This window comes from Streptomyces sp. GQ60 (assembly GCF_059758875.1).
In genome coordinates this window covers 511367-536750 of sequence record NZ_JCAXEG010000002.1, presented here as the reverse complement: position 1 = coordinate 536750, position 25384 = coordinate 511367, and the positions used below count along the sequence as shown (strand labels likewise).

Here is a 25384-nt window from a genome sequence, read left to right as displayed (position 1 = left end):
GTCTCGCTGGTTGGCCAGACTTCGATTCCGATGACCGGAAGTCAATGCTCCGCTCTCGTTCGGTCAAGAAGCGGTCAGCGGGGCGCCGTTCGGGTCAGCCGGCCCGGCCCGGGGGCCGGCTGTCGATGAGGCCGCCGCCGCCGCACGACTCCCGTACCTTCAGCCGCGGCAGCAGTGCGACGTGCGAACTCTCCGCCCCGGGGTTTTCCATCCGGCGCAGCAGCAGCTTCAGTGCGGCCGCGCCGACCGCGCCCTTGACGGGTCCGACCGAGGTCAGGGGCACGTCCGCCAGCGTGGCCAACTCGTCGTCGTAGCAGACGACGGCGAAGTCCTCCGGTACGCGCAGACCCCGCGCCGCCAGCCGCCGGAGCAGGTTGATCGCGTCGGAGTCAGGGTGGACGAGCGCGGCGCGCACCTCGCCCGCGGAGGCGAGGTCGAGCAGCCGGTCGAGGCGCCGCTCGACGTGCTCGATCTCGCCCGGCTCCAGCCCTCCGGCGGGGGAGAGGTCGTCCTCGGGCAGGCCGAGGGAGCCCACCGCCGCGCGGTACCCCTGCCGCAGGGCGGGCGAGGTGTGCGTGGCGCGGGCCAGCAGGGCCACGCGGCGATGGCCGAGGGCCGCCAGATGGCGGACGCCGGCGGCGGCGCCGTCCGCATGGGCCGAGCTGACCCGGTCGATCTCCGCTCCGGGGGAGCCCGCCGGCACGTGCCGCTCCACGAGCACGGCGGGGACCGGCAGGTCCGCGAGCTCCTGGAGGTCGTCGGGGGCCGGGCCGGCCACGCCCCAACTGGGGGTGAGGAGAAGCCCGGTGGCGCCCGCCTCGATGAGCGCGTCGATCCGCACCCGGTCCTGGTCCCTGTCGTACTCGGCGGTCGCGACGAGCAGCCGGGCGCCGACGTCGGCCGCGGCGTCCCGGGCGCCGCGGATGACCGACGGGTAGAAGTAGCCGACCGCGGGAACCAGCATCCCGAGCACGAGACCGCGGGGTGCGACCGGGGGCGCCTCGCCCGCCAGGCGCGCCTCTCGGGGGCTGAGTCGTGCCGTCGGCCACAGGGCCGAGCCGTGCAGTCTCCGTACGAGCCCCGCGTCGGAGAGCGCCGCGACGTCCCGTCTCGCGGTTTCCACGGAGATTCCGAGCTGGGTGGCGAGGTCGGAGACCCGCACGCTCCCGTGCTCCCGCACGAGCCGCAGTGCCCTCTTGTGCCGCTCGTCGACCCTCTCCCGCATGCGATCTCCCTTGACCCCTCGGGCCGCTTCAGCCTAGCGTGATCCGCGGCCCGTAGAAAGCGCTTTCTATGCGGGGTTCTCCTTCCGCCGGAACCCTGTCGGCCGACGAGTCGAGCACCACCGGACGTCACCGAAAGAGAGCGCGCACATGAAGCCGTCCCACCCGCCGATCCCGCAGCCGATCCCGCAGCCGATCCCGCAGCCGCTCACGACGCCGGCCGCGACGCCGCTCACGACGCTGACCACGGACGAGACCGGCTTCCTGCGGAACGGCCGCCCGCACCGGATGGTCTCCGCGGCCATCCACTACTTCCGGGTGCACCCCGGCCTCTGGGCCGACCGCCTGCTGCGCCTGCGCGCGATGGGCGTGAACACCGTCGAGACCTACGTGGCCTGGAACGTCCACGAGCCCAGGCCCGGCGCCTTCACCTTCGACGGGCCGAACGACGTGGCGGCCTTCATCCGGACCGCCGGCGACCTGGGCCTGGACGTCATCGTCCGGCCGGGACCGTACATCTGCGCCGAATGGGACTTCGGCGGACTGCCCGGATGGCTGCTGGCCGACCGCACCATCCGGATCCGCCGCCGCGACCCCGCGTACCTGGCCGCGGTCGACGCGTGGTTCGACACCCTGGCCCCCGTACTGGCCCCCCTGCTCGGCAGCCGGGGCGGGCCGGTGGTGGCCGTGGGCGTCGAGAACGAGTACGGCAGCTTCGGCAACGACACCGGCTATCTGGAACACCTCCGCGACGGCCTGGTCCGACGGGGCATCGACTGCCTGCTCTTCACCACCGACGGGGCCGACCACGGGTTCCAGCTCGGCGGGCGCATCCCCGGCGTCCTGACCACCGGGACCTTCGGCTCGCGCCCCGAGAGCTCGCTCGCGACCCTGCGCACGTACCAGCCGGAAGGGCCGCTGGTGTGCGTGGAGTACTGGCACGGCTGGTTCGACCACTGGGGGGAGCCGCACCACACGCGCGACGCGGAGGACGCCGCCGCCACCCTGGACAGCCTGCTCGCCGCGGGCGCCTCGGTGAACATCTACATGGGACACGGCGGCACCAACTTCGGCTGGTGGAACGGCGCCAACCACGACGGCACCACCTACCAGCCCGACGTGACCAGCTACGACTACGACGCCCCCGTCGGCGAGGCCGGCGAACTCACCCGCAAGTTCCACCTCTTCCGCGAGGTCATCGGACGTCACACCGGCCCCGTCACCCACGAACCTCCCGCTCTGCCCCCGCGCGTGGTTCCCCGGCTGCTCCCCGTGGACGGACGCGTCTCGCTGGCCGACTCCCTGGACGCCCTCTCCAAGCCCGTGCACCACGTCGAACCGCTGACCATGGAGGAAGCGGGCCAGTGCCTGGGCCTGATCCACTACCGGACCCGCCTACGGGGACCCCTGCCCGAGGCGGCGCTGCGCATCGACGGGCTGGCCGACCGGGCCCAAGTCTTCCTGGACGGACGGGAGATCGGGCTCCTGGAGCGGGACGAGCCGCTCGCGGCCCTGACCGTCTCCGTGCCCGACGGCGGTGCGGAGCTCGACATCCTGGTGGAGAACCAGGGGCGGATCAACTACGGACCCCTGCTGGCCGATCGCAAGGGCATCCGCGACGGAGTCAGGCTGGACAACCAGTACCAGTTCGGCTGGGAGATCAGGCCGCTGCCCCTCGACGACCTGTCCGGACTCGGCTTCGGCCACGGCGCGCTCCCGGACGGCCCGTCCTTCCACCGGGTCACCGTCGAACTGGACTCCGCCGCCGACGCGTTCATCGCCCTCCCCGGCTGGACCAAGGGCATGGTCTGGCTGAACGGCTTCGCCCTGGGCAGGTTCTGGGAGCGCGGCCCGCAGAAGACGCTGTACGCACCGGGTCCCCTGTGGCGCGCGGGCGAGAACACGCTGGTCATCCTCGAACTCCACCGGCCCGGGACCACCGTCGAACTCCGCGACGCACCGGACCTCGGCACGGCGGCGCCCGCGCCCATCCCCGTCTGGTAGGCCGCGGCGCCCGGTGTCGAAGGTACCGGCCGCGCAGGGCCGGACGGGCCACGGCCCGCCGGTGTGCGGCCGTGTCGCCGCCGGTGACGCTACGGCCCCTGCCATCGTGGGCCCCCGCGTCCGTCTTCCCCGGGAGGTACCTCCGTGTCCCGACGCCCGCACGGCCACTCCGGCCGGCTCCGCCCTTCGCTGCGCCTGGCGGCCGCCACCGCTGTGTGCAGCGCCCTGCTCGCCGTCTCCGTGCAGCCCGCACAGGCCGGAGCGGACCGCAATCCGCCCGCCGGGGCCGCCCTCCACCAGGAGCTGCGCGAGCTGGTGGAACGGCCCGACGGACCCCCCGGGGTCATCGCCGTCCTGCGCGACGGGGACCGTACAGAGGTCTACCGGGCGGGCGTGGCCGACGTGGAGAGCGGCCGGCCGCCGCGGGCCACGGACCACATGCGGATCGCCAGCGTCGCCAAGGCCTTCAGCGGAGCGGTGGCCCTCGGGCTCGTCGACCGCGGCCGGCTGCACCTCGACGACACGATCGGTGAGGTGCTGCCCGGGCAGCCGGCCGCCTGGCATCAGGTGACGCTCCGCCAGCTGCTCCATCACTCCAGCGGGTTGCCGGACTACTCCTCCTCGCAGGGGTTCATCGACATCGTCTCCGAGGACCCCCGCCACCGCTTCGACTCCCGCCGCCTGCTGGAGTTCGTCGCGGACCAGGACCTCGCCTTCCAGCCGGGCAGCCGCTACGCGTACTCCAACTCCGACAACATCGCCGTCGCCCTCATGGCCGAGGCCGCCACCGGACGCCGGTACGAGGAGCTGTTGCGCGAGCTCGTCTACGAGCCGCTGGGCATGCAGGCCACGAGCCTGCCCCAGGGATACCGGCTGCCCGAGCCCTACCTCCACGGCTACCAGATCGATCCGGAGGAAGGGCCCATCGACGTCAGCGAGGCCGTGGGCGCCTCGGGGGCCTGGGCGTCCGGAGGCATCGTCTCCACGCCGAAGGACCTGACCGCCTTCATCCGCGGCTATGCGGGCGGCACCCTCGTCTCGGAGCGCACCCGGCGCCAGCAGTTCACGTTCATCCCCGGCGCCCTGTCCCAGCCCCCCGGCCCCGGCCGCACCGAGGCGGGCCTGGCGATCTTCCGCTACACCACGCGCTGCGGAACGGTGTACGGCCACACCGGCAACACGGCCGGCTACACGCAGCTCGTGGCGGCCACGGCGGACGGCCGGCGCTCGCTGACCTTCTCGATCACCACGCAGACGTCCCTGACCATCAACCCGGACCTGCTCGCACAGGTCCGGGAGGTCCAGGAGGACTTCGTCTGCGCCCTGCTGCGCAAGTGACCCGGCGCCCGCACCCGCGGGGCTCCCGCGGGTGCGGGCTTCACCCCGGTGGGGGAAGCTGGGAGTACCCCGGTGGTGCCGGCGGCGCGCAGAGTGGCGAGGAAGGTCTTCCGTGAACGTTTCCGCAGGTGGCCGTCCCACACGCGCATCCCGTCGCCGGATGCGGACCGCGACCCTGCTGTGCGCCGTGGCGGCGATGGCCGTCACCGTGCTGCCGGCCTCCGCGCACACCGTGCTGCCGGCCTCCGCGCACACCGGCGCCGCGTCCCCGGCCCGGACACCGGTCCCCGGGGACCCGGTCGTGGTCGTCGACTGCTTCTCGCAGGCCCAGATGCGGCCCGCGGAGTACCTCCTGGCCTGCGGCGACGGGAACAACCGGCTCGTCGGTCTCCGATGGCAGACCTGGGGGCCGGACCGCGCCACGGCCACCGGTACCGACATGGTCAACGACTGCCGCCCGTACTGTGCGGCCGGCCGCTTCCACGCCTACCCGGTCACCGTGACCCTGAGCAACCCGCAGGCCTGGCCCGAGCACCCCGATCTCCGGCGGTTCACCATGATCCGGCTCCTCTACACCGACACCGCACCGGACCCGGTCCCCAAAGACGTGACGTACACGTTGGTGTACTGACGCGAACGCGGGGCTCCCAGGTTACGGTCGGCCGCATGGACCTTGATCGACAAGGGTGGCGCCCGTGCCTGCTGAGCGGGGCGGTGTTCGCGGTGTGCATGGCAGGTACCACGCTGCCGACCCCCCTCTACGGGCTCTACCAGGAGAAGTTCGGCTTCTCCGCCCTGATGGTGACCGTGGTGTACGCCGTGTACGCCTTCGGGGTCATCGGCGTACTGCTGCTGGCCGGCAATGCCTCCGACGCCGTGGGCCGGCGGCCGGTGCTGCTGGCGGGGCTGGCGTTCGCCGCCGTGAGCGCCGTCTGCTTCCTGTGCGCCGACGCGATGCCCTGGCTGTACGCGGGACGGCTGCTGTCGGGTCTGTCCGCCGGCCTGTTCACCGGGGCCGCCACGGCGTACGTGATGGAGCTGGCACCGCCCGGCGGCGCCTCGCGGGCCACGTTCGTGGCGACGGCCGCCAACATGGGCGGACTGGGCTGCGGTCCGCTGCTCGCCGGAGTCCTCTCGCAGTACGCCTCCTGGCCGCTGTACCTGCCGTTCGCGGTGCACCTCGCGCTCGTGGCGGGCGCGGCCGTCGTCCTGCTGCGGCTGCCGGAGACGGTACGCGACCGGCGGCCGCTGAACACCGTACGACCACAACGGCCCGCGCTGCCCCCGCAGGTGCGGGCGGTGTTCGCGCCGGCCGCGATCGCCGCGTTCGTGGGGTTCGCCCTGTTCGGGGTGTTCACCTCCGTCAGCCCGGCGTTCCTCGCCCAGTCCCTGGACGTGCACAACCGCGCCGCGAGCGGGCTGGTGGTCGCGCTGGCCTTCTTCGCCTCGACCGCCGGGCAGCTGGCGGTCGGCCGGGTCGGGGTCGAACGCTCGCTGCCGCTGGGGTGCGCCGTGCTCCTCGCCGGGCTGGCGCTGCTCGCGGGCGCGCTGTGGTGGGACCTGCTGCCGCTGGTGGTGCTGAGCGCCCTGGTCAGCGGACTCGGGCAGGGGCTGGCCTTCCGCGGGGCACTGTCCGCGGTGGCCGGGGCGTCTCCCCCGGACCAGCGGGCAGCCGTGATCTCCACCCTGTTCCTGGTGGCGTACACGGGCATCTCGCTGCCCGTGATCGGGGTGGGAGTCCTGGAAGGCCCCCTCGGGCTGGAGGGTGCGGGACTGGTGTTCATCGCGTGCATGGCGGTGCTCGTCCTGGCCGCGGGCGGCTACCTGATCAGGCGCCCCGCGCGGATCACCGCGAGCTGAGCGGGCGAGACCGCCGGAGCGGCCGCCGGGGGCGCGTGGATCCGCGGGGACTCACGCGCTGCCGGCGGCCGTGGGGTACGCCACCTCGGCAAGGGCGTTCGGGACCGGGACCGCCCACTGGCGGTCCCGCTCGAAGGTGCGGAGCAGGTCGGCCGCGACGCTCACCGCGATCGTGGCGGGCTCCTTCCCCGTGATCTCGGTCATTCCGATCGGGGTCGTGATCCGGTCGATGGTGCCGGCGTCGTGACCGCCCTCCGTGGCCAGGCGCTGCCGGAACCGAGCCCACTTCGCGGACGAGCCGATCAGGCCGATCGAGCCGAGACCGGTGGTGCGCAGGGCGGCGTCGCACAGCGCGGCGTCCTCGGCGTGATCGTGCGTCATGATCAGGACGTGGGTGCCGGGCGGCAGCTCCCCGAGCACCGTCTCCGGAAGCAGCGGGGTGTGGTGCACGTGGACCTGCGCCACCGCGTCCGAGAGCACGCCGAGCCGTTCTCCGGTGAGCATGTCGGGGCGGCTGTCGACGAGGTGCAGGTCGAGGTCCTGGCGGGCCAGGATGCGCGCCAGTTCCAGTCCGACGTGCCCGACGCCGAAGACGGCCACCGCCTGGACCACCGGCAGCGGTTCGAGCAGCACGGTGACGGCTCCGCCGCAGCACTGCACGCCGTGCCGGCTGGTGACCTTGTCGTTCAGGGCGAACTCCGTCAGCTCCGGCTCCGGATCGGCCGCGCCGCTCAGTTCGCGCGCCCGGTCGATGGCGACCGCCTCGATGTTGCCGCCGCCGATCGAACCCCAGGTCCCGGTCCGCCCCACGACGAGCTTGGCACCGGCCCGCCGGGGCGCGTGGCCGCGCACGGCCGCGACGGTCACGAGCACGCCGGGTTCCCGGCGTGCCCGCAACCGCGCGACCGCGGCGACCCAGCTCATGTCAGACATTGCTCAAAGCGCTTGCGTCGGCGGGGATCCCGCTGGCGTCCGGCGCTCGCCCGTCGCCGAGCGCACCGCCCCGGCGGGCCGACTCGACCGCCCAGTACACCGCCTCGGGCGTGGCCGGCGAGGCCAGCTCCACGCTGATCCCGGCGGGCCCGAACGCGGCGGCCGCCTGCCGCAAGGCCTCCCGTACGGAGAAGGCCAGCATCAGCGGGGGCTCACCCACCGCCTTGGAACCGTAGACCGCGCCCTCCTCGGTGGCGTTCTCCAGCAGCCTGACGTTGAACTCTTCGGGCATCTCCGAGAAGCTCGGCAGCTTGTAGGTGCTCGCGGCCTGGGTCAGCAGGCGGCCGCGGTTCGGGCCGTCGCCGGAGTCCCAGCGCATGTCCTCCAGCGTCAGCCAGCCCGCGCCCTGGACGAACCCGCCCTCGACCTGACCGATGTCGATCATCGGGGAGAGGCTGTCGCCGACATCGTGGACGATGTCCACCCGCCGGATCCGGTACGCGCCGGTGAAGCCGTCCACTTCCACCTCGGTCGCCGCGGCGCCGTAGGAGAAGTACTTGAACGGCGAGCCGTGGAACGCCTTCGCGTCCCAGTGCAGGCCCTCGGTCCGGTAGAAACCGGCCGCCGAGAGCTGGACCCGCTGGAAGTACGCGGTGCGCACCAGGTCGTCCCAGGCCAGTTCCCTGTCGTTGCCGAGGGCGCGCGCGACGCCCTCGACGATGCGCACGTCCGAGGCGTTCGTACCGAGCTGCGTGCCGGCCACCTGGAGCAGCCGCTCGCGGATCTGCTCGCAGGCGTTCTTCACCGCCGCGCCGTTGAGGTCCGCCCCCGCACTGGCGGCGGTGGCGGAGGTGTTGGGCACCTTGTCCGTGCGCGTGGGGGCCAGCCGCACCTTGTGCAGCGGGATGCCGAGCGTGGTCGCGGCCACCTGCAGCATCTTGGTGTGCAGGCCCTGCCCCATCTCGGTGCCGCCGTGGTTGATCAGGACGGAGCCGTCCTTGTAGACGAGCACCAGCGCGCCGGCCTGGTTGAAGGCGGTGAGGTTGAAGGAGATGCCGAACTTGATCCCGGTCATCGCGAGCGCCCGCTTGGTGTTCGGGTGCGCGGCGTTGAAGGCCGCGATCTCGCGCTTGCGCCCGGCCAGGGAGGCGTCGTCCTTGACCTGCTGCCAGATGACGGAGATCCGCTCGGGGTGCGGGACGGGCTGCCCGTACGGCGTCGACTGGCCCTGCCGGTAGAAGTTGCGCTCGCGCAGCTCCATCGGATCCAGGCCGAGCAGCGGCGCGCACCGGCCCATGATGTCCTCGATCACCAGCATGCCCTGGGGTCCGCCGAAACCGCGGAAGGCGGTGTTGGAGACCTTGTTGGTCCTGGCGATGCGGCCGGCGATGCGGGCGTTGGGGATCCAGTAGGTGTTGTCGATGTGGCACAGGGCGCGGGCCACCACGGGCTCGGACAGGTCCAGGCTCCAGCCGCCGTCGGCGGTCAAGGTGGCGTCCAGGGCCTGGATGCGGCCCTCGGTGTCGAAGCCGATCTTCCACGTGGCGTGGAATCCGTGGCGCTTGCCGGACATGGTCAGGTCCTGGGTCCGGTTGAGCCGTACCCGGACCGGCCGGCCGGTGAGCTTGGCGCCGAGCGCGGCGACGGCCGCGAACCCGTGCGGCTGCATCTCCTTGCCGCCGAAGCCGCCACCCATCCGCAGGCACTGCACGGTCACCTCGTGGCTGTGCAGGCCGAGTACGTGGGCGACGATCTCCTGGGTCTCGGAGGGGTGCTGGGTGCTGCTCTGGACGAACATCTGCCCGTTCTCGTCGAGGAGAGCGAGCGCCGCGTGCGTTTCGAGGTAGAAGTGCTCCTGGTCGGAGAACTGGAACTCGCCGGTGAACACGTGCGCGGAATCGTCGAAGCCGGCGTCCACGTCACCGGTCACCATCAGGGGACGGGCACCGTGGAAGCTCTCGGTCTCGATCGCCTCCCGCAGGGAGATCACGGAGGGTGCCTCGTCCAGTTCCACCTCGACGGCCGCCGCACCGAGCCGGGCCGCCTCCACGCTCTCGCCCAGGACCCAGGCGACCGCGTGGCCGTGGAACATGACCGCGTCGGGGAAGAGCGGCTCGTCGTGCTTCATCCCGGCGTCGTTGACGCCGGGCACGTCGGCCCCGGTCAGTACGCGGACCACACCCGGCACGGCGAGCGCCGGCTCGGTGCGCAGCGCCGTGATCCTGCCGTGGGCCTTCATGACCTGGACCGGGTAGGCGTGCAGGACGTCCTTGGTGCGGTGGACCAGGTCGTCGGTGTAGAGCGCCGCACCGGTGACGTGCAGGTTGGCACTCTCGTGCGGCATCGAAACCCCGACGACGGGCTTTTCGGGACGCTGGGACAACTGGCTCATGACGACACCGCCTCGGTGGTTTGCGCGTACAGCTTGAGCAGGCTCTGGCCGAGCATCGCGGAGCGGTAGAGGGCGCTGGCGCGGTGATCGTCCAGCGGGGTGCCCTCGGACCGCAGGATCCGGGCCGCGGCCTCGACGGTCTGTGCCGTCCAGGCGTTGCCTTCCAGGGCCGCCTCGGTGGCGAGCGCGCGGACCGGGGTGGCGGCCACGCCGCCCAGACCGATGCGCGCCTTGCGGACGATCCCGTCCTCGATGTCGAGGGCGAAGGCGACCGCCACGCTGGAGATGTCGTCGAAGCGCCGCTTGGCGATCTTGTGGAAGGCCGTGACGGGCGCCAGCGGCAGCGGGACGCGCACCGCGCGGATCAGCTCGCCGGGGCGGCGCACGCTCTGCCGGTAGCCGCTGAAGTAGTCGGCCAGCGGGACCTCGCGCTCACCGTCCGCGCCGGCCAGCAGCAGCGAGGCCTCCAGCGCGAGCAGCACCGGCGGGCTGTCACCGATGGGCGAGCCGGTACCCAGGTTGCCGCCGAGGGTCGCACTGTTGCGGATGAGCCGGGACGCGAACTGCGGGAACAGCTCCGCCAGGAGCGGGACGCTGCCGTCGAGGCGGCGTTCGATCTCCGTGAGCGTCTGAGCCGCCCCGATCTCGATGTGACCGGACTCGACGCGCAGCTCCCGCAGTTCGGGCAGCCTGTCGACCGCGACCACGCAATCGGCCCGGCGGGAACGGATGTTCACCTCCACGCCCCAGTCGGTGCTGCCGGCGACCACGACCGCCTCGGGCCGCTCGCGCAGCAGCCGCACCGCTTCCGCGAGGGTTCCGGGCCGCAGGAACACGCCGTCGTCCTGGGTGTATTCGGTGGCGGCCGCCTCGGGCGGGGACTGCTCACGGCGCTGCGCCAGGACGTCGTCCTCGGTGGGCGACCCGACGGCGAACGCGGCATCGCGGATCGGGCGGTAGCCGGTGCAGCGGCAGAGGTTTCCGCTCAGCGCGTGCAGATCGAAACCGTTCGGACCGTGCTCGGAGTCGGCTCCTTCGGCAGGGTCCGCGGCAGGGTCGGCGTGTGCGCAGCGGTCGGGCCGGTAGTACTCGGAGGCCATGCTGCAGATGAACCCCGGTGTGCAGTAACCGCATTGGGATCCGCCGCGGACGGCCATCTCCTCCTGCACGGGGTGCAGTGCGGTGGGTGCGCCGGACGCGTCGACGGTGGCGAGGCCTTCGGAGGTGACCACTTCCTGGCCGTCGAGCGCCGCGACCGGAACCAGGCAGGCGTTGACCGCCACCCAGTCGGTGGGCTTGTTCACCCCGGGCCGGGCCACGAGCACCGAACAGGCGCCGCATTCCCCCTCGGCGCAGCCCTCCTTGGTGCCGGTGAGGCCGCGGTCGCGCAAGAAGTCCAGCACCGTGGTGTGGGTTGCGGCCGGAGAGATAGGTGCTTCTTTCCCGTTGACCGTGATCCGCGCCGCTACCACGGCACGTCCCCGTTCCGGGGCGCGGTCGATCGGACTGTCCTAGTTGCCATGGCAGGAGCTTTCTCGTTCAGTGGCCGCGGCTCGACAACCCGGAGCGCGGCGAATCGGCACGCGAGGAGGCGCCGCAAGTGATGACAGAGTGGTGGAAAATCTCCGGGGCCGCGATCGGGCACGCCGGGAAAGGGGCTATTCAGCAGCCGTGTGCTACCCGACCCGGAGCCCAGGCGGTCTGGTGTGCGAGGCGAAGCGGTACGGAGATGGTCGACATCCGGCTTCGCCTCCTTCCAGTGGCTCTCGAGTTGGTGCGCTCGAAGTTACGTGCCGAAGATTGATCGGTCAAGCACATGCGTGCCGATTCGGGGAAGGCCGGCGACGTCGAGGGTGAGGCCGCGCGGCTGGAGGATCGTGCGGGTGTCGAAGGCCGTCGTGGTGCCGGGGGACTGGGTGATCCGGTGGTCGCGGGTGAGGACCGCGGCGGCGATGGTCATGGCCGTGGTGGCGAAGTGCGTGCCGAGGCAGTTGCGCGGCCCGCCCCCGAAGGGCATGAACGCGTACTTCGGCAGGGGAGTGGCGGGGCGCTCGATCCAGCGGTCCGGGTCGAACGTGGCGGGCCGGTCGTAGTGGTGCGGGTCGCGGTGGAGGACGAAGGGGCTGATGCCCACCCGCTGGCCGCGGCGGAGCGGGTAGCCGGCGAGTTCGGTGGGCTCTTCCACGGTCCGCTGGACGAGCCAGAGCGGGGGATAGAGCCGGAGGGTCTCCTTCACGACGGCCCCGGCGACGGGCAGCCGGGGCACGTCGGCCGCGGTGGGGGGCCGGCCCGCGAGTTCCCGGTCGGCCTCGTCCCGTACCCGCCGACGGAGGTGCGGGTGCCGGTCGAGGAGGAGCAGCAGCCAGGCGAGCGCGGCCGCGGTGGTCTCGTGGGCGGCGAACAGGTTGGCGACGATCACGCTGGTCGCGCCCTCGCGGGTGAGTGCGCCCTCCTCGCAGGCGGTGTCGAGCAGGTCCGCGACCGCGGGCGGGGAGTCGTCCCGCCGCGTGTCGCGCCGCCGGCGCATCAGGGCGGAGACCTCCTCGGCGAGCTCGCGGGAGGCGCGGCGGAGCCGGTGTCGGCGCGGTGCGTGCCAGCGGGCGGGCAGGGGCAGGGCGGGAGGCAGCAGCGCGTCCTGCAGGCGGGCCAGGAGGTCGGGGACCGCTCCCGTCTCGGGGCCGAGGCAGAATTCCGCGATGAGGTGGGCGGTGAGGTCTTCCAGGGCGGGGATCGCCTCGATCCTGCCGCGTGCGCCCCAGCTGTCCGCATGACGGGTGACGGTGGCGGCGAGGCTGTCGCCGGCGGCCCGCGTACCGGTCCGGTTCAGGCCACGGCCCGCCAGGGCGCGGGCCCGCATCCACAGGGCCAGGTCTTCGGAGGCGCGGCCTCCGTCGGTCGCCTCGCCCAGCAGGTCGCGCGCGATGGTGTACGTGGTGTTGGTGTGCTTGAGCACCTGCTCGGCGAGGGCGGGTGAGTTCACGAGGTACAGGTCGTCGTCGACGCGGACGAGGTCTCCGTACTGCTGCTGGTCGAGGAGGAAGCCGAGGCGGTCACGCTCGAACGCACGCCTGTTGCCGTGCCGCCCGGCCCCCGGGGGGCCGGGCGGCACGCGGGTCGACAGCACGGGCTAGCGTCCCTGTACGTAGTAGTAGTAATACGCGGTGGAAGTGTCCTGGCCACCGAGCGCGCTCTTCACCGGACTGCTGCGTTGCACCTTCGCTCCGGAGGGGTCGTTGGCCAGGTGGGCGGAGCCCGACGCGGCGTGGGCCGATCCGGCGCCGAGGAGCGCGGCGACGGCGGAGACGGCGATGAGGAGCGACTTGCGCAGGGGGATCAGGGCAGCCATGGCTGTCCTCCTTGTTCTGGGGTGCGGGGCGGCGGGTCCGCCCTGTCCGTTGGACTCATTGCGCCATCCCGCCGACCCCGGGGGCACGCCCCGGGATCACGTGACGTGACAGCCCGGACCGTTTGTGCCACACTGCCCGGCTTTCGGCTGCGACCGGCCCGGCGGGACAGTCGTGAGGACCCGGCTGAATGTCGCCGGTCCGCGAAACAAACCCCGGGCGGGACAGGATCACCGGAACGAAGCAACGGCAACGTTTTTTCACGGTGGGGCGGGGATCTGCGCCGTTACGGTTCCCCGGGATCTGGACGGACGCCCAGACGTTCGCCTTCCTTTCCCCGCTGATGAAGGAGAGCTCGACCGATGACTGTTGACACCAGCCCGGAAGCACAGCTGGATCCGCCCAAGCAGTCCAGCCTGGGCACGTCGGCCGCCCGCAACCTTGCCACCACGACCAAGTCGGCCCCGCAGATGCAGGAGATCACCTCCCGCTGGCTGCTGAGGATGCTCCCCTGGGTGGAGACCAAGGGCGGCGCCTACCGGGTGAACCGCCGGCTGAGCTACACCGTCGGCGACGGGAGCATCGAGTTCGTCCAGGACGGTGCCCGCGTCCAGGTGATCCCGCGCGAACTCGGCGAGCTGGCCCTGCTGCGCGGCTTCGACGACGAGGAGGTGCTGGCGGCGATCGCCGGCCGCTGCGTCCAGCGCGACTTCCGTGCCGGTGAGGTGCTGGTCGAGCGGGGTGCTCCCGCCGAGCAGATCCACTTGATCGCCCACGGCCGCATCAGCCAGACCTCCGCGGGCAAGTACGGCGACGAGATCTCCGTCGCGGTGCTCGCCGACGGCGACCGGTTCGGCGAGAACGCCCTGCTGGACTCCGACGCCCGCTGGGACTACACCGCCACCGCCGAGACCCCCGGCACCCTGCTCACGCTCTCCCGCGCCGACTTCGCCGGCATCCTGGCCGGCGCGCCGCACCTCCAGGAGCACATCGATCGTTTCAGCTCGCTGCCCCTGCAGCGGCAGAACAAGCACGGCGAGGCCGAGATCGCGATGTCGGCCGGCCACATCGGCGAGGCCGAACTGCCCGGCACCTTCGTCGACTACGAATCGAAGCCGCGCGAGTACGAACTCTCCATCGCCCAGACCGTCCTGCGGATCCACACGAGGGTCGCCGACCTCTACAACGGGCCGATGAACCAGACCGAGGAGCAACTGCGCCTCACCATCGAGGCGTTGCGCGAGCGCCAGGAACACGAACTGGTGAACAACCGGGAGTTCGGCCTGCTCCACAACGCCGCCTTCAAGCAGCGGATCCAGACCCACTCCGGGCCGCCCACCCCGGACGACATGGACGAGCTCCTCTGCCGCCGCCGGGGCACCAAGCTGTTCCTCGCCCACCCCCGCACGATCGCGGCGATCGGCCGCGAGATGAACGCGCGCGGGCTCTACCCGGACCACGTGGACGTGGGCGGCCAGCAGGTCCCGGCCTGGCGCGGGGTTCCGATCCTGCCCTGCAACAAGATCCCCATCACCAAGGAGAACACCAGCTCGATCCTCGCCATGCGCACCGGCGAGGACAACCAGGGCGTCATCGGGCTGCGCCAGACCGGCCTGCCCGAGGAGTACGAGCCGGGCCTGTCGGTCCGCTTCATGGGCATCGACGAGAAGTCGATCATCTCCTACCTGGTCACCACCTACTACTCCGCCGCCATCCTGGTGCCCGACGCGCTCGGCGTCCTGGAGAACGTGCAGATCGCCCGCCGGACCGACTAGCAGGCCGGCGGACCCGTCCCACGGCCCGGACCCTCCCGGGCCGGACGGGCGCGCCCGGGATCCCGGACAGACCACCCACCTCACCAAGGAGTCACGGATGCCCGAGCCCGGGCCTTCCCCTCTGCAGTCGAGCCTGCCCGGCGCCGCGGCCCAGTTCGGGGCCCACGTCCTCGGCAGCGCCCAGGCCCACGCTTCCGGCGGCCTGCCCGTACTGCCGGGCCTGCCCGCAGGGCCCGGCCTGTCCCTCCCGTCGCCACCAGCCGCCCCACCCGCCGCATCCACCCCACCCGCCCCGAGCGCCGCCCTGCAGCGGCTCCTGGGCGGACCCAGCGGCCTGGGCACGGCGGGCCTGCACCCGGCCCGCCGGGAGGAGCCCTCCGCACCCCCGGCGGCTCCGGAGCCCGGGGCACCGGCGGCCGGAAGCCCGATCCCGGGCCTCTACCACCACCCCGTGCCGGAGCCGGACCCGGTGCGGGTGGAGGAGGTCAGCCGGCGGATCAAGGCCTGGGCGGTGGACGAGGTCGACCTGTTCCCCGAAGACTGGGAGAAGCAGTTCGACGGCTTCCAGGTCGGGCGCTACATGGTGGCCTGCCACCCGGACGCCCCCACCGTCGAGCACCTGATGGTCGCCACCCGGCTGATGGTCGCCGAGAACGCGGTGGACGACTGCTACTGCGAGGACCACGGCGGCTCGCCCATCGGCCTCGGCGGACGCCTCCTGCTGGCGCACACCGCCATCGACCCCCTCCACACGACGAAGGAGTACGAGCCCCAGTGGGCGCGGTCGCTCCAGTCGGACGCGCCCCGGCGCGCCTACAGCTCCGCCATGGAGTACTTCCTCGCGCAGGCCAGTCCCTCGCAGGCGGACCGCTACCGGCACGACATGGCCCGGCTGCACCTGGGGTACCTCGCCGAGGCGGCCTGGAGCCAGACGGAGTACGTCCCCGAGGTGTGGGAGTACCTGGCCATGCGGCAGTTCAACAACTTCCGCCCCTGCCCCACCATCACCGACACCGTCGGCGGGTACGAACTCCCGGCCGATCTGCACGCCCAGGCGCCCATGCAGCGGGTCATCGCACTCGCCGGCAACGCGACCACCATCGTCAACGACCTGTACTCCTACACCAAGGAACTCGCTGCCCCCGGGCGGCACATGAACCTCCCCGTGGTGATCGCGGACCGGGAGGGGACCTCCGACAAGGAGGGCTATCTGAAGGCGGTCGAGGTCCACAACGACCTCATGCACGCCTTCGAATCTGAGGCCGCCGCCCTGGCCGCCGCCTGTCCGGTCCCGAGCGTGCTGCGCTTCCTGCGGGGAGTCGCCGTCTGGGTTGACGGCAACCACTACTGGCACCAGAGCAACACCTACCGATACAGCCTGCCCGACTTCTGGTAAGGACGGACCTCATTCGTGACCAGCATTGATCTGACCACCAGCTCCAACGGCGCCACCCCGGCCTCCGTGATCATCCCCGGCCCCGCGACCCCCTACCAGGGAGACATCGCCCGTTACTGGAACAACGAGGCCAGGCCCGTGAACCTGCGCCTCGGCGACGTGGACGGCCTCTACCACCACCACTACGGCATCGGGGACGTCGACCACGCCGCCCTGGGCGACACCGGCGACGGCGCGTACGAGAAGAAGCTGGTCGCCGAGCTCCACCGGCTGGAGTCGGCGCAGGCCGAACTCCTCCTGGACCACCTCGGCCCCATCGGCCGCGAGGACACGCTCGTGGACGCCGGCTGCGGCCGCGGCGGTTCGATGGTCATGGCCCACCAGCGCTTCGGATGCAACGTCGAGGGCGTCACCCTGTCCGCGAAGCAGGCCGACTTCGCCAACCAGCGCGCCCGCGAGCTGGGCATCGGCGACCACGTCCGGGCCCGCGTCTGCAACATGCTCGGCACGCCCTTCGAGACCGGGCAGGCCGCGGCCTCGTGGAACAACGAGTCGAGCATGTACGTCGACCTGGACGACCTCTTCGCCGAGCACTCCCGCGTCCTGCGGGTGGGTGGCCGGTACGTGACCATCACCGGCTGCTGGAACCCGCGGTACGGCCAGCCCTCGAAGTGGGTCTCGCAGATCAACGCGCACTTCGAGTGCAACATCCACTCCCGCCGTGAGTACCTGCGCGCCATGGCCGACAACCGCCTCGTGCCGCAGGCCGTCATCGACCTGACTCCCGCGACCCTGCCCTACTGGGAGCTGCGGGCCACGTCCTCGCTGGTCACCGGCATCGAGGAGGCGTTCATCGAGTCCTACAAGGACGGCTCCTTCCAGTACGTGCTGATCGCGGCCGACCGGATCTGACGACCGTGCCGGCCCGCCCCCGGGGGGGCCCGGCTGCACGGGGCGGCGCTCAGGGCAGCAACAGGGCGGCGTGCGCGAGGAGTTCGTCGTGCACCCCCGGACGGTCCCGGTCGATCACGGGGAACCCCTGCCCGGCCACGTCCAGGATCACGTGGCGCATCGAGATGCAGCGGCCCTCCGCCCAGAAGGCGCGGCGCAGCGCGCGGTCGAGCCGCTCACCGGCGTGCAGGGACTGGGACTTGGCCGCGTGCACCGCTTCGAGCGCGGGCAGGGTGGTCGCCGGGTAGGTACCCGCCGCGGGCAGGATGGTCCCGGCGCAGGGGTGGTCCCGGTACGGCGGGTGCCGTACCGGGACCGGCAGGTCGGGGCGTGGCGTCAGCCCTCCCTGACCGCCCCGATCTCCAGCGAGAGACCTTGCTGTCCTCGGGCCGCTCGCCGGCGCTCAGACGCCGGACTCGGTCGGGAGGCCGCCCCCGATCCAGTCCTCCTTGCCGTCCTTGTACGTGTAGACCTTCGAGTAGCCGAGTTCCGCGAGCCGTTCGGCCGCGATCCCCGAGTTGGAGCAGGTCGTGCCGGTGCAGTAGACGATCACCTCGGCGTCCTTGTCGGGCAGCAGGCCGGGGGCCAGCGCGTCGACGTCGTCGAGGGGGAGGAGCAGCGCCCCCGGCAGGTGCGCCTCCTTGTAGTACTGCTCCGGCAGGGCTTCGACGACCGCCGTGTTGCCACGGTCGAGCTTCTGCTTGACCTCGTCGCGGGTGAGGTTCTGAACCGCCATGGAGCCAGCCTCCGAAAATCAAGGACAAATAAGTGCGTACGCACGCACCTTAACAAGTGTGTGCGGGCGCACGCAATGGGAGTAGGATCACGGTGTGACGGGACAGGATGATCGACTTGAGGCGTGGCGGGCGGTGCTGCTCGCGCACAACACCGCGGTGCGCGCCATCGAGAACGACGTGCAGCGCGACGGCCGGATCCCCCTGACGTGGTACGACGTACTGCTCGAACTCAAGGCGGCCGGAGAGCACGGGCTGCGCATGCAGGAGGTGGCCAACCGGGTGGTCCTCAGCCGCACCCGGGTCAGCCGCCTGATCGACGAGATGGTGCGCGCCGGCCTCGTGGACAAGCTGCCGGACCCCCATGACAAACGGGTGTCCTGGGCGGTCATCACCCCCCAGGGGGTCGAGGCCCATCGGGAGACGGCCCCGGTCTACATGCGCAGCATCCAGAAGCACTTCTCCGTGCACCTCACCGACGCGGACGCCGCGGTGATCGCCCGGGCGCTGTTCAAGGTCGCCCAGGCCGACTCCGACGTCCGGCTCGGCTGACGTCCGGCTCGTTCGACTCCGCTCAGGTTTACGCCCACCTCGCACACCATGCGCGAGGTGGGCGTACGGGCGCGTTCATGCCGGCCCGTACGTCCACTCCGTGCGGCGGGCCGGCGGGCCTCAGGCGCAGGTGGCGCAGAGCCCCCGGTAGGTGACCTCGACCCCGGACACCGTGAATCCGAAGCGGTCCCCCGCCGGGAGGCCGGCCAGCGGGTCGCCGGTGGGGTGGACGTCGCGGATCAGGCCGCAGCCGGAGCACACGAGGTGCTGGTGCGGGCGGTGCGCGTTGGGGTCGTACCGTTTGGCCCGGCCGTCGGTGGTGACCTCCATGACCTCGCCGAGGGACACCAGTTCGCCCAGGGCGTTGTAGACGGTGGCCCGGGAGATCTCGGGCAACCGCTCCGCCGCGCGGGCGTGCACCTCGTCGGCCGTGAGGTGTACGTGATCACCGTCGAGCACCTCGGCGACCACGCGCCGCTGGGAGGTCATCCGCCAACCGCGCTCGCGCAGCCGCTCCAGCAGGTCACTCATATCGGCTCACCATTTTCCGGTTCGGCGGGGCTGGTTCGGCGGGGCTGGTTCGGCGGGGTACCCGGAATCTACCCGCGGACGTCCGGGATCAGACAGGATGTGGTGTGGACTTGGTGTGGTTCTTGACTTGGATTGCGTCCATCGTAGGATCGGTCGCGTTGATAGCCAAGGGACAGGAACGGTCCGGAGCAGCGCGAGACCGGACGTAGACCGTCCGCGGCGGTGACCGCCCCGGAGCCAGGACGACCGTGAAACCGTGGCCCGCTGCCAGGTCCCGTGCCCCGAAATGTTCCATCACATGCAGTTCCTGATCACCGTGACCGCCTGGTCCGGTCCGGAAGGATTCCCATGTCTGAGAACCACGATGCAATCGTCACGGACGCGAAGGCCGAGGGCGGCGGTGGCTGCCCGGTCGCGCACGACCGCGCCCCGCACCCGACCCAGGGCGGCGGAAACCGCCAGTGGTGGCCGGACCGCCTGAACTTGAAGATCCTTGCCAAGAACCCCGCCGTGGCCAACCCGCTCGGCGAGGAGTTCGACTACGCCGCGGCGTTCAACACGCTCGACCTGCCGGCGGTCAAGCGGGACATCGCGGAGGTGCTGACCACCTCGCAGGACTGGTGGCCCGCCGACTTCGGCCACTACGGCCCGTTCATGGTCCGCATGGCCTGGCACAGCGCCGGCACCTACCGGATCAGCGACGGCCGCGGCGGCGCCGGCGCCGGACAGCAGCGCTTCGCCCCCCTCAACAGCTGGCCGGACAACGGCAACCTGGACAAGGCCCGCCGCCTGCTGTGGCCGGTCAAGAAGAAGTACGGCCAGAGCCTCTCGTGGGCCGACCTCATGATCCTGGCGGGCAACGTCGCCCTGGAGTCGATGGGCTTCGAGACCTTCGGCTTCGGCGGCGGACGGGCCGACGTCTGGGAGCCGGACGAGGACGTCTACTGGGGTCCCGAGACCACCTGGCTCGACGACGAGCGCTACACCGGCGACCGCGAGCTGGAGAACCCTCTCGGCGCCGTCCAGATGGGCCTCATCTACGTCAACCCGGAGGGCCCGAACGGCACCCCGGACCCGATCGCCGCGGCGCGCGACATCCGCGAGACGTTCCGGCGGATGGCGATGAACGACGAGGAGACCGTCGCCCTGATCGCGGGCGGCCACACCTTCGGCAAGACCCACGGCGCGGGCCCGGCGGAGAGCGTCGGCGACGACCCCGAGGCCGCCCCGATCGAGGCGCAGGGCCTGGGCTGGGCCAACTCCTTCGGTACCGGCAAGGGCGGCGATGCCATCACCAGCGGTCTGGAGGGGATCTGGACGAACACCCCGACCGCCTGGGACAACACCTTCTTCGACATCCTCTTCGGCTACGAGTGGGAGCTGTTCAAGAGCCCCGCCGGCGCCCACCAGTGGCGGCCGAAGGCCGGCGCCGGGGCCGGCACCGTACCCGACGCGCACGACCCGTCGAAGAGCCACGCCCCGACGATGCTCACGACGGACCTGTCGCTGCGCATCGACCCGGCCTACGAGCAGATCTCGCGGCGCTTCCACGAGAACCCGGCCGAGTTCGCGGACGCCTTCGCCCGTGCCTGGTACAAGCTGACCCACCGCGACATGGGCCCGGTCGTCCGCTACCTCGGCCCCGAGGTCCCGTCCGAGACCCTGCTGTGGCAGGACCCGCTCCCCGCGCTGACCCACCCGCTCGTCGACGACGCGGACGTGGCCGCCCTCAAGGCCGAGGTCCTCGCCTCGGACCTGTCGGTGTCCCAGCTGGTTTCCACCGCCTGGGCCGCGGCCTCGTCCTTCCGGGGCAGCGACAAGCGCGGCGGCGCCAACGGTGCGCGCATCCGCCTCCAGCCGCAGAGCGGGTGGGAGGTGAACAACCCCGACGAGCTGGGAGGCGTACTGCGCACGCTGGAGGGGATCCGGGAGTCCTTCAACGCCGCCCAGAGCGGCGGCAAGCAGATCTCGCTGGCCGACCTGATCGTCCTCGCGGGCGGCGCGGGCGTCGAGCAGGCCGCCAAGGACGGCGGTGTCGAGATCCGGGTGCCGTTCACGCCCGGACGCGTGGACGCCTCGCAGGAGCAGACCGACGTGGAGTCGTTCGCCGCGCTGGAGCCGGCCGCCGACGGATTCCGCAACTACCTCGGCAAGGGCAACCGCCTCCCCGCCGAGTACCTGCTGCTCGACAAGGCGAACCTGCTGAACCTCAGCGCCCCCGAGACGACCGTCCTCGTGGGCGGCCTGCGGGTGCTCGGGGCGAACCACCAGCAGTCGCCGCTCGGGGTCCTCACCCACACCCCCGGCTCCCTCACCAACGACTTCTTCGTCAACCTGCTCGACCTGGGGACGACCTGGAAGCCGACCTCCGAGGACGCGAACACCTTCGAGGCCCGCGACGACGCCACGGGCAAGGTCAAGTGGACCGGCAGCCGCGTCGACCTGGTCTTCGGCTCGAACTCCGAGCTGCGCGCGCTCGCGGAGGTCTACGCGAGCGACGACGCGAAGGAGAAGTTCGTCAAGGACTTCGTCGCCGCCTGGGACAAGGTGATGAACCTGGACCGGTTCGACCTCGTCTGATCCCGGCGTCCGGGCCGGCCGTCGTGAGCGGCGGCCGGTCCGGAACCCCTGGCGGAGTCCGTGGGCTCCGCGGCCCCCGGTGGGTCGCCGCGGGGCGGATTCACCCGGACGGCGGAGCACCGGAAGCCGCCCGCGCCGTGCCGGGGCAGTCTGTGCGTAGGACCGCCATCACCGCACAGACGAGGACCGCGCCATGTCCCACAGCAGGCGTATCGGCATCATCGCGGGAACGGCAGCGCTGCTGCTGACGGCCACCGCCTGCTCGGGCCTGGGCCGGAGCACCGTCGGGATGCTCGAATTCCGCGGCCACGACTCGCCGCTCGAGGTGAGCTACATCAACACCTCGGTCAAGGGCTGCCAGAAGATCGCCCTACCGAAGGGGGCGACCCACGTGGAGAACAACACCCTCGTGGACGTCGTCCTGTACCGGACGGAAGACTGCCGCAAGATCGACCGGGTCGACGGCACCTACGTGGGCACGACCCTCTCGAACGTCACCGCCCCCGCGGCCCTGCCCTGGCGCAGCTTCAGCGTCATCCACTGAGGCGCGGGCACCCCCTCGTGACACCGCGGCGTGCCGTGTGGCTACTATATGGGAATGGTTTCCATTTCCAATACGGCGGCCCGTGGCCGTCGCGAGAGGCAGGCCACGCCATGTCCGCCCACTGCCAGCTGACCGGAGCCGAACCCGGCTTCGGCAACAGCATCTCCCACTCGCACCGCCGCACCTCGCGCCGCTTCGACCCGAACATCCAGCACAAGCGCTACTGGCTGGCGAGCGAGGGGCGCCACGTCCGCCTGACCCTCAGCGCCAAGGCGATCAAGACGATCGACGTGATCGGCGTCGAGGCGGCCGTGGCCCGGATCCGCGCCCGGGGGGTCAAGGTCTGATGGCCAAGCGAGGGAAGATCGCCAAGAACGAGAGGCGCAAGGAACTCGTCGCCCGGTACGCCCCGCGGCGCGCCGAGTTGAAGGAGATACTGCGCAGGCCCTCCTCGACCGAGACCGAAAGGGCCGCCGCGCTCGGGGAGTTGCTGCGACAGCCGCGCGACGCCAGCGCCACCAGGGTGCGCAACCGGGACGCCGTGGACGGGCGCCCGCGCGGGCACCTGCGGAAGTTCGGGCTGTCCCGGGTGCGGATGCGGGAACAGGCGCACGCAGGCTTCCTGCCGGGAGTGACCAAGTCCTCCTGGTGACGGGGGCGCAGGTCCGCGCCGCCCTCACGGCGCGGCCGCTGCCGGACCGGACCGGCGGACACGGCATGCTGGGGCGGTGTCCCCTCCCTCCGCGCGTCCTCAACAGCCCGACTCCGCCGACCTGATGGTCGTCTGCGGGGACGACGGGCTCGCCCACCGCCTGGCCGCGGAACTCCGCGAGGTGTACGAGGAGCGGGTGACGCTGGTCGTCCCCGCCGGCCGCGAGGTACGGCCCGGGGCGGGGCCCGGACAGGCCCTGCCCCGGACCCGGGCCGGGGCCGGGCGGGCCCTGCTCGGACGGTTCCCGGCCGCGCGGAACCGCACGGCCGCCGGGGACCGGGCCGCCGCGACGGAGGTGCTCGTACCGGAACTGCGGGTGCTGGAGGCTACCGCCCCCGACGAGGAAGCACTGTCGGCCGCCGGGGTGGCCGGCGCGGCAGCGCTGGCGCTCGTCTACGAGGACGACGAGACGAACGTACGGGCCGCCCTGATGGCCCGGCGGCTCAACCCCAGGCTGCGGCTCGTCATCCGCCTCTACAACCGCAAACTCGGCCAGCACCTGGAGGAGTTGCTCGACCAGGCGGCGCTCGTCGCGGAGCCCGGGATCGACCGGCGGGGACTCGACTCCGCCACGACCGTGCTCTCCGACGCCGATACGGCCGCCCCCGCGCTCGCCGCCTCCGCCGTCGCCGGGACCAGCAAGGTGATCCAGGCCGACGGTCTGCTCCTGCGCGCGGTGGAACGTACGCCTCCCGGCCCCGGCGAGGTGGCCGACCCGGGCCTGTGCACCCTGGCCCTGCTCTCCGCCACCGCCGTGGACCCGGCCGGCGCCGACGGATCGGAGCTCGGCGGGGACCGCGGCCCGCAACTGCTCCCGGACGCCCGGTCCGTGGCGGCCGCGACCGGCCGGGGGATCGTCGCGCTGGAAGCGGTCTCCCACGCCACGGCCGCGCCGGAGGGGCGCCGGCTGAACCAGGTCTCCCTGCCGGTGGGTTCGCTGTTCTCCCGCAGGCTCCGCTGGACGCTGGCCGGCATCACGGCCGCCGTCGCCGCCCTGGCCGTGGCCTCCTCCCTGGTCACGGGGGACACCCCGCTGCACGCCACCTACCTGACGCTGCTCGACGTCTTCGCGCTCAACGACCCCACCCTCGACCAGCCGCCCGAGCGGTAGCTGCTGCAGATCCTGGCCGGGTTCGTCGGGCTGCTCCTGCTGCCCGTCCTGGTCGCGGCGGCGCTCGAAGCACTGGGCGCCTTCCGCACCGCCACCGCCCTGCGCAGGCCGCCGCGCGGCCTGTCCGGCCACGTCGTGCTGCTCGGCCTCGGCAAGGTCGGCGCCAGGGTCCTCGCACGGCTGCGGGAACTGGGGATCCCCGTGGTGTGCGTGGAGTCCGACCCCCGGGCCCGCGGGATCGCCCTCGCGCGCCGCCTGCACGTGCCCGTCGTGGTCGGCGACGTCACCGACGAAGGGGTCCTGGAGGCCGCCCGGATCCACCGTGCCCACGCCCTGCTCGCGGTGACCAGCTCGGACACCACCAATCTGGAGGCAGCGCTCTACGCCCGCTCGGTGAAGCCCGACGTACGGGTGGTGATGCGGCTGTACGACAACGAGTTCGCCACCGCCGTCTACCGCACCCTGCGCGAGGCCCACCCGGAAGCCCTCACCCGGAGCCGCAGCGTCTCCCATCTGGCCGCACCCGCCTTCGCCGGGGCGATGATGGGCCGCCAGGTGCTCGGCGCGATCCCGGTGGAGCGCCGGGTGCTGGTGTTCGCCGTGCTGGAGGTCGCGGGCCATCCCCAGCTGGAGGGCCGCACCATCGCGGAATCCTTCCGGCCCGGCGCCTGGCGGGTCGTCGCCCTGGACACCGCCGCCCCGGAGAACCGCCGCCCCGGGCTCATCACGGAGCCGGGCTACGACACGGCCAGGCGCCCCGCCCTGGTCTGGGACCTGCGCCCCGGCTACGTCCTGCGGCCGCAGGACCGCGTGGTCATGGCCGCCACCCGGCGCGGCCTCGCCGAACTGCTCGGCCGCGGCCAGGCCCGTACGGCCGGCGCCGCGGACACCGGAGCGGGTCAGCCCGGCTGAGCCGCCGGCGGGACGCCGCCGGTGGGCAGGAGGACGTGGTGCGAGCCGTGTCCGGAGGCGTCGACGTGCACCACGTGGGCACCCACGCGCACGGTCTGGGTGCCCGCGGCGATCCAGCAGCCCGCGGGACCCTCGGCGTGCGGCAGCGGGGACCAGACCTCCAGGAAGGTGCTGCCGTCGGGGTTGCTGCCCGTTTCGATCAGGCCGCCGCCGTCCGGGCGCAGGACTCCGACGTCGTGGCCGGGGGCGCCGACGTCGTGGTGGAAGGTGATCAGCGCGCCGTCGTACGAGGTGGTTCCGGCGAACCCGCGGCTGTCCGCGTAGAGGGTGCCGGTCTGGAGCCACACGACGTGCTCGGTCTCCCGGAGCGGGCCGCCGTCGCGGCTGATGCCGGTGCGCAGCCAGGCTCCGTGCGGGGGCGCGTCCACGGGCGGGGCCTCAGGCCCGGCCGGTGTGGACGCCGGCGGACTTCACGCGTGGGGCGGTGTAGGT

22 protein-coding genes and 1 pseudogene are annotated in these 25384 nt (G+C 72.2%); 13 read left to right on the top strand and 10 right to left on the bottom strand.

Going from position 1 to position 25384, the window contains the following annotated elements; all coding sequences use genetic code 11:
• Window positions 1-94 precede the first annotated feature (94 nt).
• Window positions 95-1225 (bottom strand): LacI family DNA-binding transcriptional regulator, encoded by a 1131-nt coding sequence (locus AC6CKD_RS07460; RefSeq protein WP_498325970.1) that lies wholly within the window; start codon window positions 1223-1225, stop codon window positions 95-97.
• A gap of 148 nt (window positions 1226-1373) precedes the next feature.
• On the opposite strand from AC6CKD_RS07460, the gene AC6CKD_RS07455 reads away from it, so the two are divergent.
• From AC6CKD_RS07455 to AC6CKD_RS07440, 4 genes are all read left to right on the top strand, one after another.
• On the top strand, window positions 1374-3227 hold the full coding sequence (locus tag AC6CKD_RS07455) for a glycoside hydrolase family 35 protein (RefSeq protein WP_498325969.1): 1854 nt from the start codon (window positions 1374-1376) through the stop codon (window positions 3225-3227).
• A gap of 144 nt (window positions 3228-3371) precedes the next feature.
• On the top strand, window positions 3372-4565 hold the full coding sequence (locus tag AC6CKD_RS07450; RefSeq protein ID WP_498325968.1) for a serine hydrolase domain-containing protein: 1194 nt from the start codon (window positions 3372-3374) through the stop codon (window positions 4563-4565).
• A 160-nt stretch (window positions 4566-4725) separates the two neighbouring features.
• On the top strand, window positions 4726-5196 hold the full coding sequence (locus AC6CKD_RS07445) for a hypothetical protein (RefSeq protein WP_498325966.1): 471 nt from the start codon (window positions 4726-4728) through the stop codon (window positions 5194-5196).
• Window positions 5197-5231: 35 nt separating this feature from the next.
• On the top strand, window positions 5232-6425 hold the full coding sequence (locus AC6CKD_RS07440; protein ID WP_498325965.1) for an MFS transporter: 1194 nt from the start codon (window positions 5232-5234) through the stop codon (window positions 6423-6425).
• A 51-nt stretch (window positions 6426-6476) separates the two neighbouring features.
• Here the strand turns inward: AC6CKD_RS07440 and xdhC are convergent, their stop codons facing one another.
• The 5 genes from xdhC to AC6CKD_RS07415 all read right to left on the bottom strand — a co-directional run bounded on the left by xdhC (window position 6477) and on the right by AC6CKD_RS07415 (window position 13096).
• On the bottom strand, window positions 6477-7349 hold the full coding sequence (gene xdhC, locus AC6CKD_RS07435; protein ID WP_498325964.1) for a xanthine dehydrogenase accessory protein XdhC: 873 nt from the start codon (window positions 7347-7349) through the stop codon (window positions 6477-6479).
• 1 nt (window position 7350) lies between these two features.
• On the bottom strand, window positions 7351-9750 hold the full coding sequence (gene xdhB, locus AC6CKD_RS07430) for a xanthine dehydrogenase molybdopterin binding subunit (protein WP_498325963.1): 2400 nt from the start codon (window positions 9748-9750) through the stop codon (window positions 7351-7353).
• Window positions 9747-11222: a xanthine dehydrogenase small subunit gene (locus tag AC6CKD_RS07425; protein ID WP_498325962.1), complete on the bottom strand. Its 1476-nt coding sequence runs from the start codon at window positions 11220-11222 to the stop codon at window positions 9747-9749. Before AC6CKD_RS07425 ends, xdhB begins: the two co-directional genes overlap by 4 nt.
• A gap of 314 nt (window positions 11223-11536) precedes the next feature.
• Window positions 11537-12874, bottom strand: a complete 1338-nt coding sequence (locus AC6CKD_RS07420) for a cytochrome P450 (RefSeq protein WP_498325961.1) — start codon at window positions 12872-12874, stop codon at window positions 11537-11539.
• Window positions 12875-12877: 3 nt separating this feature from the next.
• Window positions 12878-13096, bottom strand: coding sequence for a hypothetical protein (locus AC6CKD_RS07415; protein WP_498325960.1), 219 nt, complete (start codon window positions 13094-13096; stop codon window positions 12878-12880).
• Between the two features lie 360 nt (window positions 13097-13456).
• On the opposite strand from AC6CKD_RS07415, the gene AC6CKD_RS07410 reads away from it, so the two are divergent.
• The 3 genes from AC6CKD_RS07410 to AC6CKD_RS07400 all read left to right on the top strand — a co-directional run bounded on the left by AC6CKD_RS07410 (window position 13457) and on the right by AC6CKD_RS07400 (window position 17177).
• The gene (locus tag AC6CKD_RS07410; RefSeq protein WP_498325959.1) at window positions 13457-14869 is read left to right on the top strand and encodes a family 2B encapsulin nanocompartment shell protein; all 1413 of its coding nucleotides are present in this window, start codon (window positions 13457-13459) and stop codon (window positions 14867-14869) included.
• A gap of 97 nt (window positions 14870-14966) precedes the next feature.
• Entirely contained in the window at window positions 14967-16265 is a 1299-nt protein-coding gene (locus tag AC6CKD_RS07405) for a family 2 encapsulin nanocompartment cargo protein terpene cyclase (protein ID WP_498325958.1), read from the top strand.
• A gap of 15 nt (window positions 16266-16280) precedes the next feature.
• Window positions 16281-17177: a geranyl diphosphate 2-C-methyltransferase gene (locus AC6CKD_RS07400; protein ID WP_498325957.1), complete on the top strand. Its 897-nt coding sequence runs from the start codon at window positions 16281-16283 to the stop codon at window positions 17175-17177.
• Window positions 17178-17226: 49 nt separating this feature from the next.
• On the opposite strand, the gene AC6CKD_RS07395 is transcribed toward AC6CKD_RS07400, so the two are convergent.
• Together AC6CKD_RS07395 and AC6CKD_RS07390 are read right to left on the bottom strand one after the other, a co-directional pair.
• Window positions 17227-17430 (bottom strand): hypothetical protein, encoded by a 204-nt coding sequence (locus AC6CKD_RS07395; RefSeq protein ID WP_498325956.1) that lies wholly within the window; start codon window positions 17428-17430, stop codon window positions 17227-17229.
• A gap of 189 nt (window positions 17431-17619) precedes the next feature.
• On the bottom strand, window positions 17620-17952 hold the full coding sequence (locus tag AC6CKD_RS07390; RefSeq protein ID WP_498325955.1) for a rhodanese-like domain-containing protein: 333 nt from the start codon (window positions 17950-17952) through the stop codon (window positions 17620-17622).
• Window positions 17953-18046: 94 nt separating this feature from the next.
• On the opposite strand from AC6CKD_RS07390, the gene AC6CKD_RS07385 reads away from it, so the two are divergent.
• The gene (locus AC6CKD_RS07385; RefSeq protein WP_498325953.1) at window positions 18047-18502 is read left to right on the top strand and encodes a MarR family winged helix-turn-helix transcriptional regulator; all 456 of its coding nucleotides are present in this window, start codon (window positions 18047-18049) and stop codon (window positions 18500-18502) included.
• A gap of 120 nt (window positions 18503-18622) precedes the next feature.
• Here AC6CKD_RS07385 and AC6CKD_RS07380 read toward each other — a convergent pair whose 3' ends face one another.
• Window positions 18623-19033, bottom strand: a complete 411-nt coding sequence (locus AC6CKD_RS07380) for a Fur family transcriptional regulator (RefSeq protein ID WP_498325952.1) — start codon at window positions 19031-19033, stop codon at window positions 18623-18625.
• Window positions 19034-19381: 348 nt separating this feature from the next.
• On the opposite strand from AC6CKD_RS07380, the gene katG reads away from it, so the two are divergent.
• The 5 genes and pseudogenes from katG to AC6CKD_RS07355 all read left to right on the top strand — a co-directional run bounded on the left by katG (window position 19382) and on the right by AC6CKD_RS07355 (window position 24892).
• Window positions 19382-21613, top strand: a complete 2232-nt coding sequence (gene katG / locus AC6CKD_RS07375) for a catalase/peroxidase HPI (RefSeq protein WP_498325951.1) — start codon at window positions 19382-19384, stop codon at window positions 21611-21613.
• A 193-nt stretch (window positions 21614-21806) separates the two neighbouring features.
• Window positions 21807-22157, top strand: a complete 351-nt coding sequence (locus tag AC6CKD_RS07370; protein WP_498325950.1) for a hypothetical protein — start codon at window positions 21807-21809, stop codon at window positions 22155-22157.
• A gap of 110 nt (window positions 22158-22267) precedes the next feature.
• Window positions 22268-22504 carry a 50S ribosomal protein L28 gene (gene rpmB, locus AC6CKD_RS07365; protein WP_498325949.1) on the top strand — a complete coding sequence of 79 codons (237 nt, stop codon included), beginning with the start codon at window positions 22268-22270 and terminating at the stop codon, window positions 22502-22504.
• Window positions 22504-22809 carry a 30S ribosomal protein S14 gene (gene rpsN / locus AC6CKD_RS07360; RefSeq protein WP_498325947.1) on the top strand — a complete coding sequence of 102 codons (306 nt, stop codon included), beginning with the start codon at window positions 22504-22506 and terminating at the stop codon, window positions 22807-22809. The genes rpmB and rpsN overlap by 1 nt, the downstream gene beginning before the upstream one ends.
• 124 nt (window positions 22810-22933) lie before the next feature.
• Window positions 22934-24892, top strand: a pseudogene (locus AC6CKD_RS07355) (potassium channel family protein).
• Here AC6CKD_RS07355 and AC6CKD_RS07350 read toward each other — a convergent pair.
• Window positions 24880-25320 carry a hypothetical protein gene (locus AC6CKD_RS07350; protein ID WP_498325946.1) on the bottom strand — a complete coding sequence of 147 codons (441 nt, stop codon included), beginning with the start codon at window positions 25318-25320 and terminating at the stop codon, window positions 24880-24882. The pseudogene AC6CKD_RS07355 and the gene AC6CKD_RS07350 overlap by 13 nt on opposite strands.
• Between the last annotated feature and the right edge of the window lie 64 nt (window positions 25321-25384).

Bases quoted from the DNA above. Each gene is read 5' to 3' on its own strand.
- AC6CKD_RS07460 (WP_498325970.1), bottom strand. From the start codon at position 1,225: ATGCGGGAGAGGGTCGACGAGCGGCACAAGAGGGCACTGCGGCTCGTG.
- AC6CKD_RS07455 (WP_498325969.1), top strand. From the start codon at position 1,374: ATGAAGCCGTCCCACCCGCCGATCCCGCAGCCGATCCCGCAGCCGATC.
- AC6CKD_RS07445 (WP_498325966.1), top strand. From the start codon at position 4,726: ATGCGGACCGCGACCCTGCTGTGCGCCGTGGCGGCGATGGCCGTCACC.
- AC6CKD_RS07440 (WP_498325965.1), top strand. From the start codon at position 5,232: ATGGACCTTGATCGACAAGGGTGGCGCCCGTGCCTGCTGAGCGGGGCG.
- xdhC (WP_498325964.1), bottom strand. From the start codon at position 7,349: ATGAGCTGGGTCGCCGCGGTCGCGCGGTTGCGGGCACGCCGGGAACCC.
- xdhB (WP_498325963.1), bottom strand. From the start codon at position 9,750: ATGAGCCAGTTGTCCCAGCGTCCCGAAAAGCCCGTCGTCGGGGTTTCG.
- AC6CKD_RS07415 (WP_498325960.1), bottom strand. From the start codon at position 13,096: ATGGCTGCCCTGATCCCCCTGCGCAAGTCGCTCCTCATCGCCGTCTCC.
- AC6CKD_RS07410 (WP_498325959.1), top strand. From the start codon at position 13,457: ATGACTGTTGACACCAGCCCGGAAGCACAGCTGGATCCGCCCAAGCAG.
- AC6CKD_RS07405 (WP_498325958.1), top strand. From the start codon at position 14,967: ATGCCCGAGCCCGGGCCTTCCCCTCTGCAGTCGAGCCTGCCCGGCGCC.
- AC6CKD_RS07390 (WP_498325955.1), bottom strand. From the start codon at position 17,952: ATGGCGGTTCAGAACCTCACCCGCGACGAGGTCAAGCAGAAGCTCGAC.
- AC6CKD_RS07380 (WP_498325952.1), bottom strand. From the start codon at position 19,033: ATGAGTGACCTGCTGGAGCGGCTGCGCGAGCGCGGTTGGCGGATGACC.
- katG (WP_498325951.1), top strand. From the start codon at position 19,382: ATGTCTGAGAACCACGATGCAATCGTCACGGACGCGAAGGCCGAGGGC.
- AC6CKD_RS07370 (WP_498325950.1), top strand. From the start codon at position 21,807: ATGTCCCACAGCAGGCGTATCGGCATCATCGCGGGAACGGCAGCGCTG.
- rpmB (WP_498325949.1), top strand. From the start codon at position 22,268: ATGTCCGCCCACTGCCAGCTGACCGGAGCCGAACCCGGCTTCGGCAAC.
- rpsN (WP_498325947.1), top strand. From the start codon at position 22,504: ATGGCCAAGCGAGGGAAGATCGCCAAGAACGAGAGGCGCAAGGAACTC.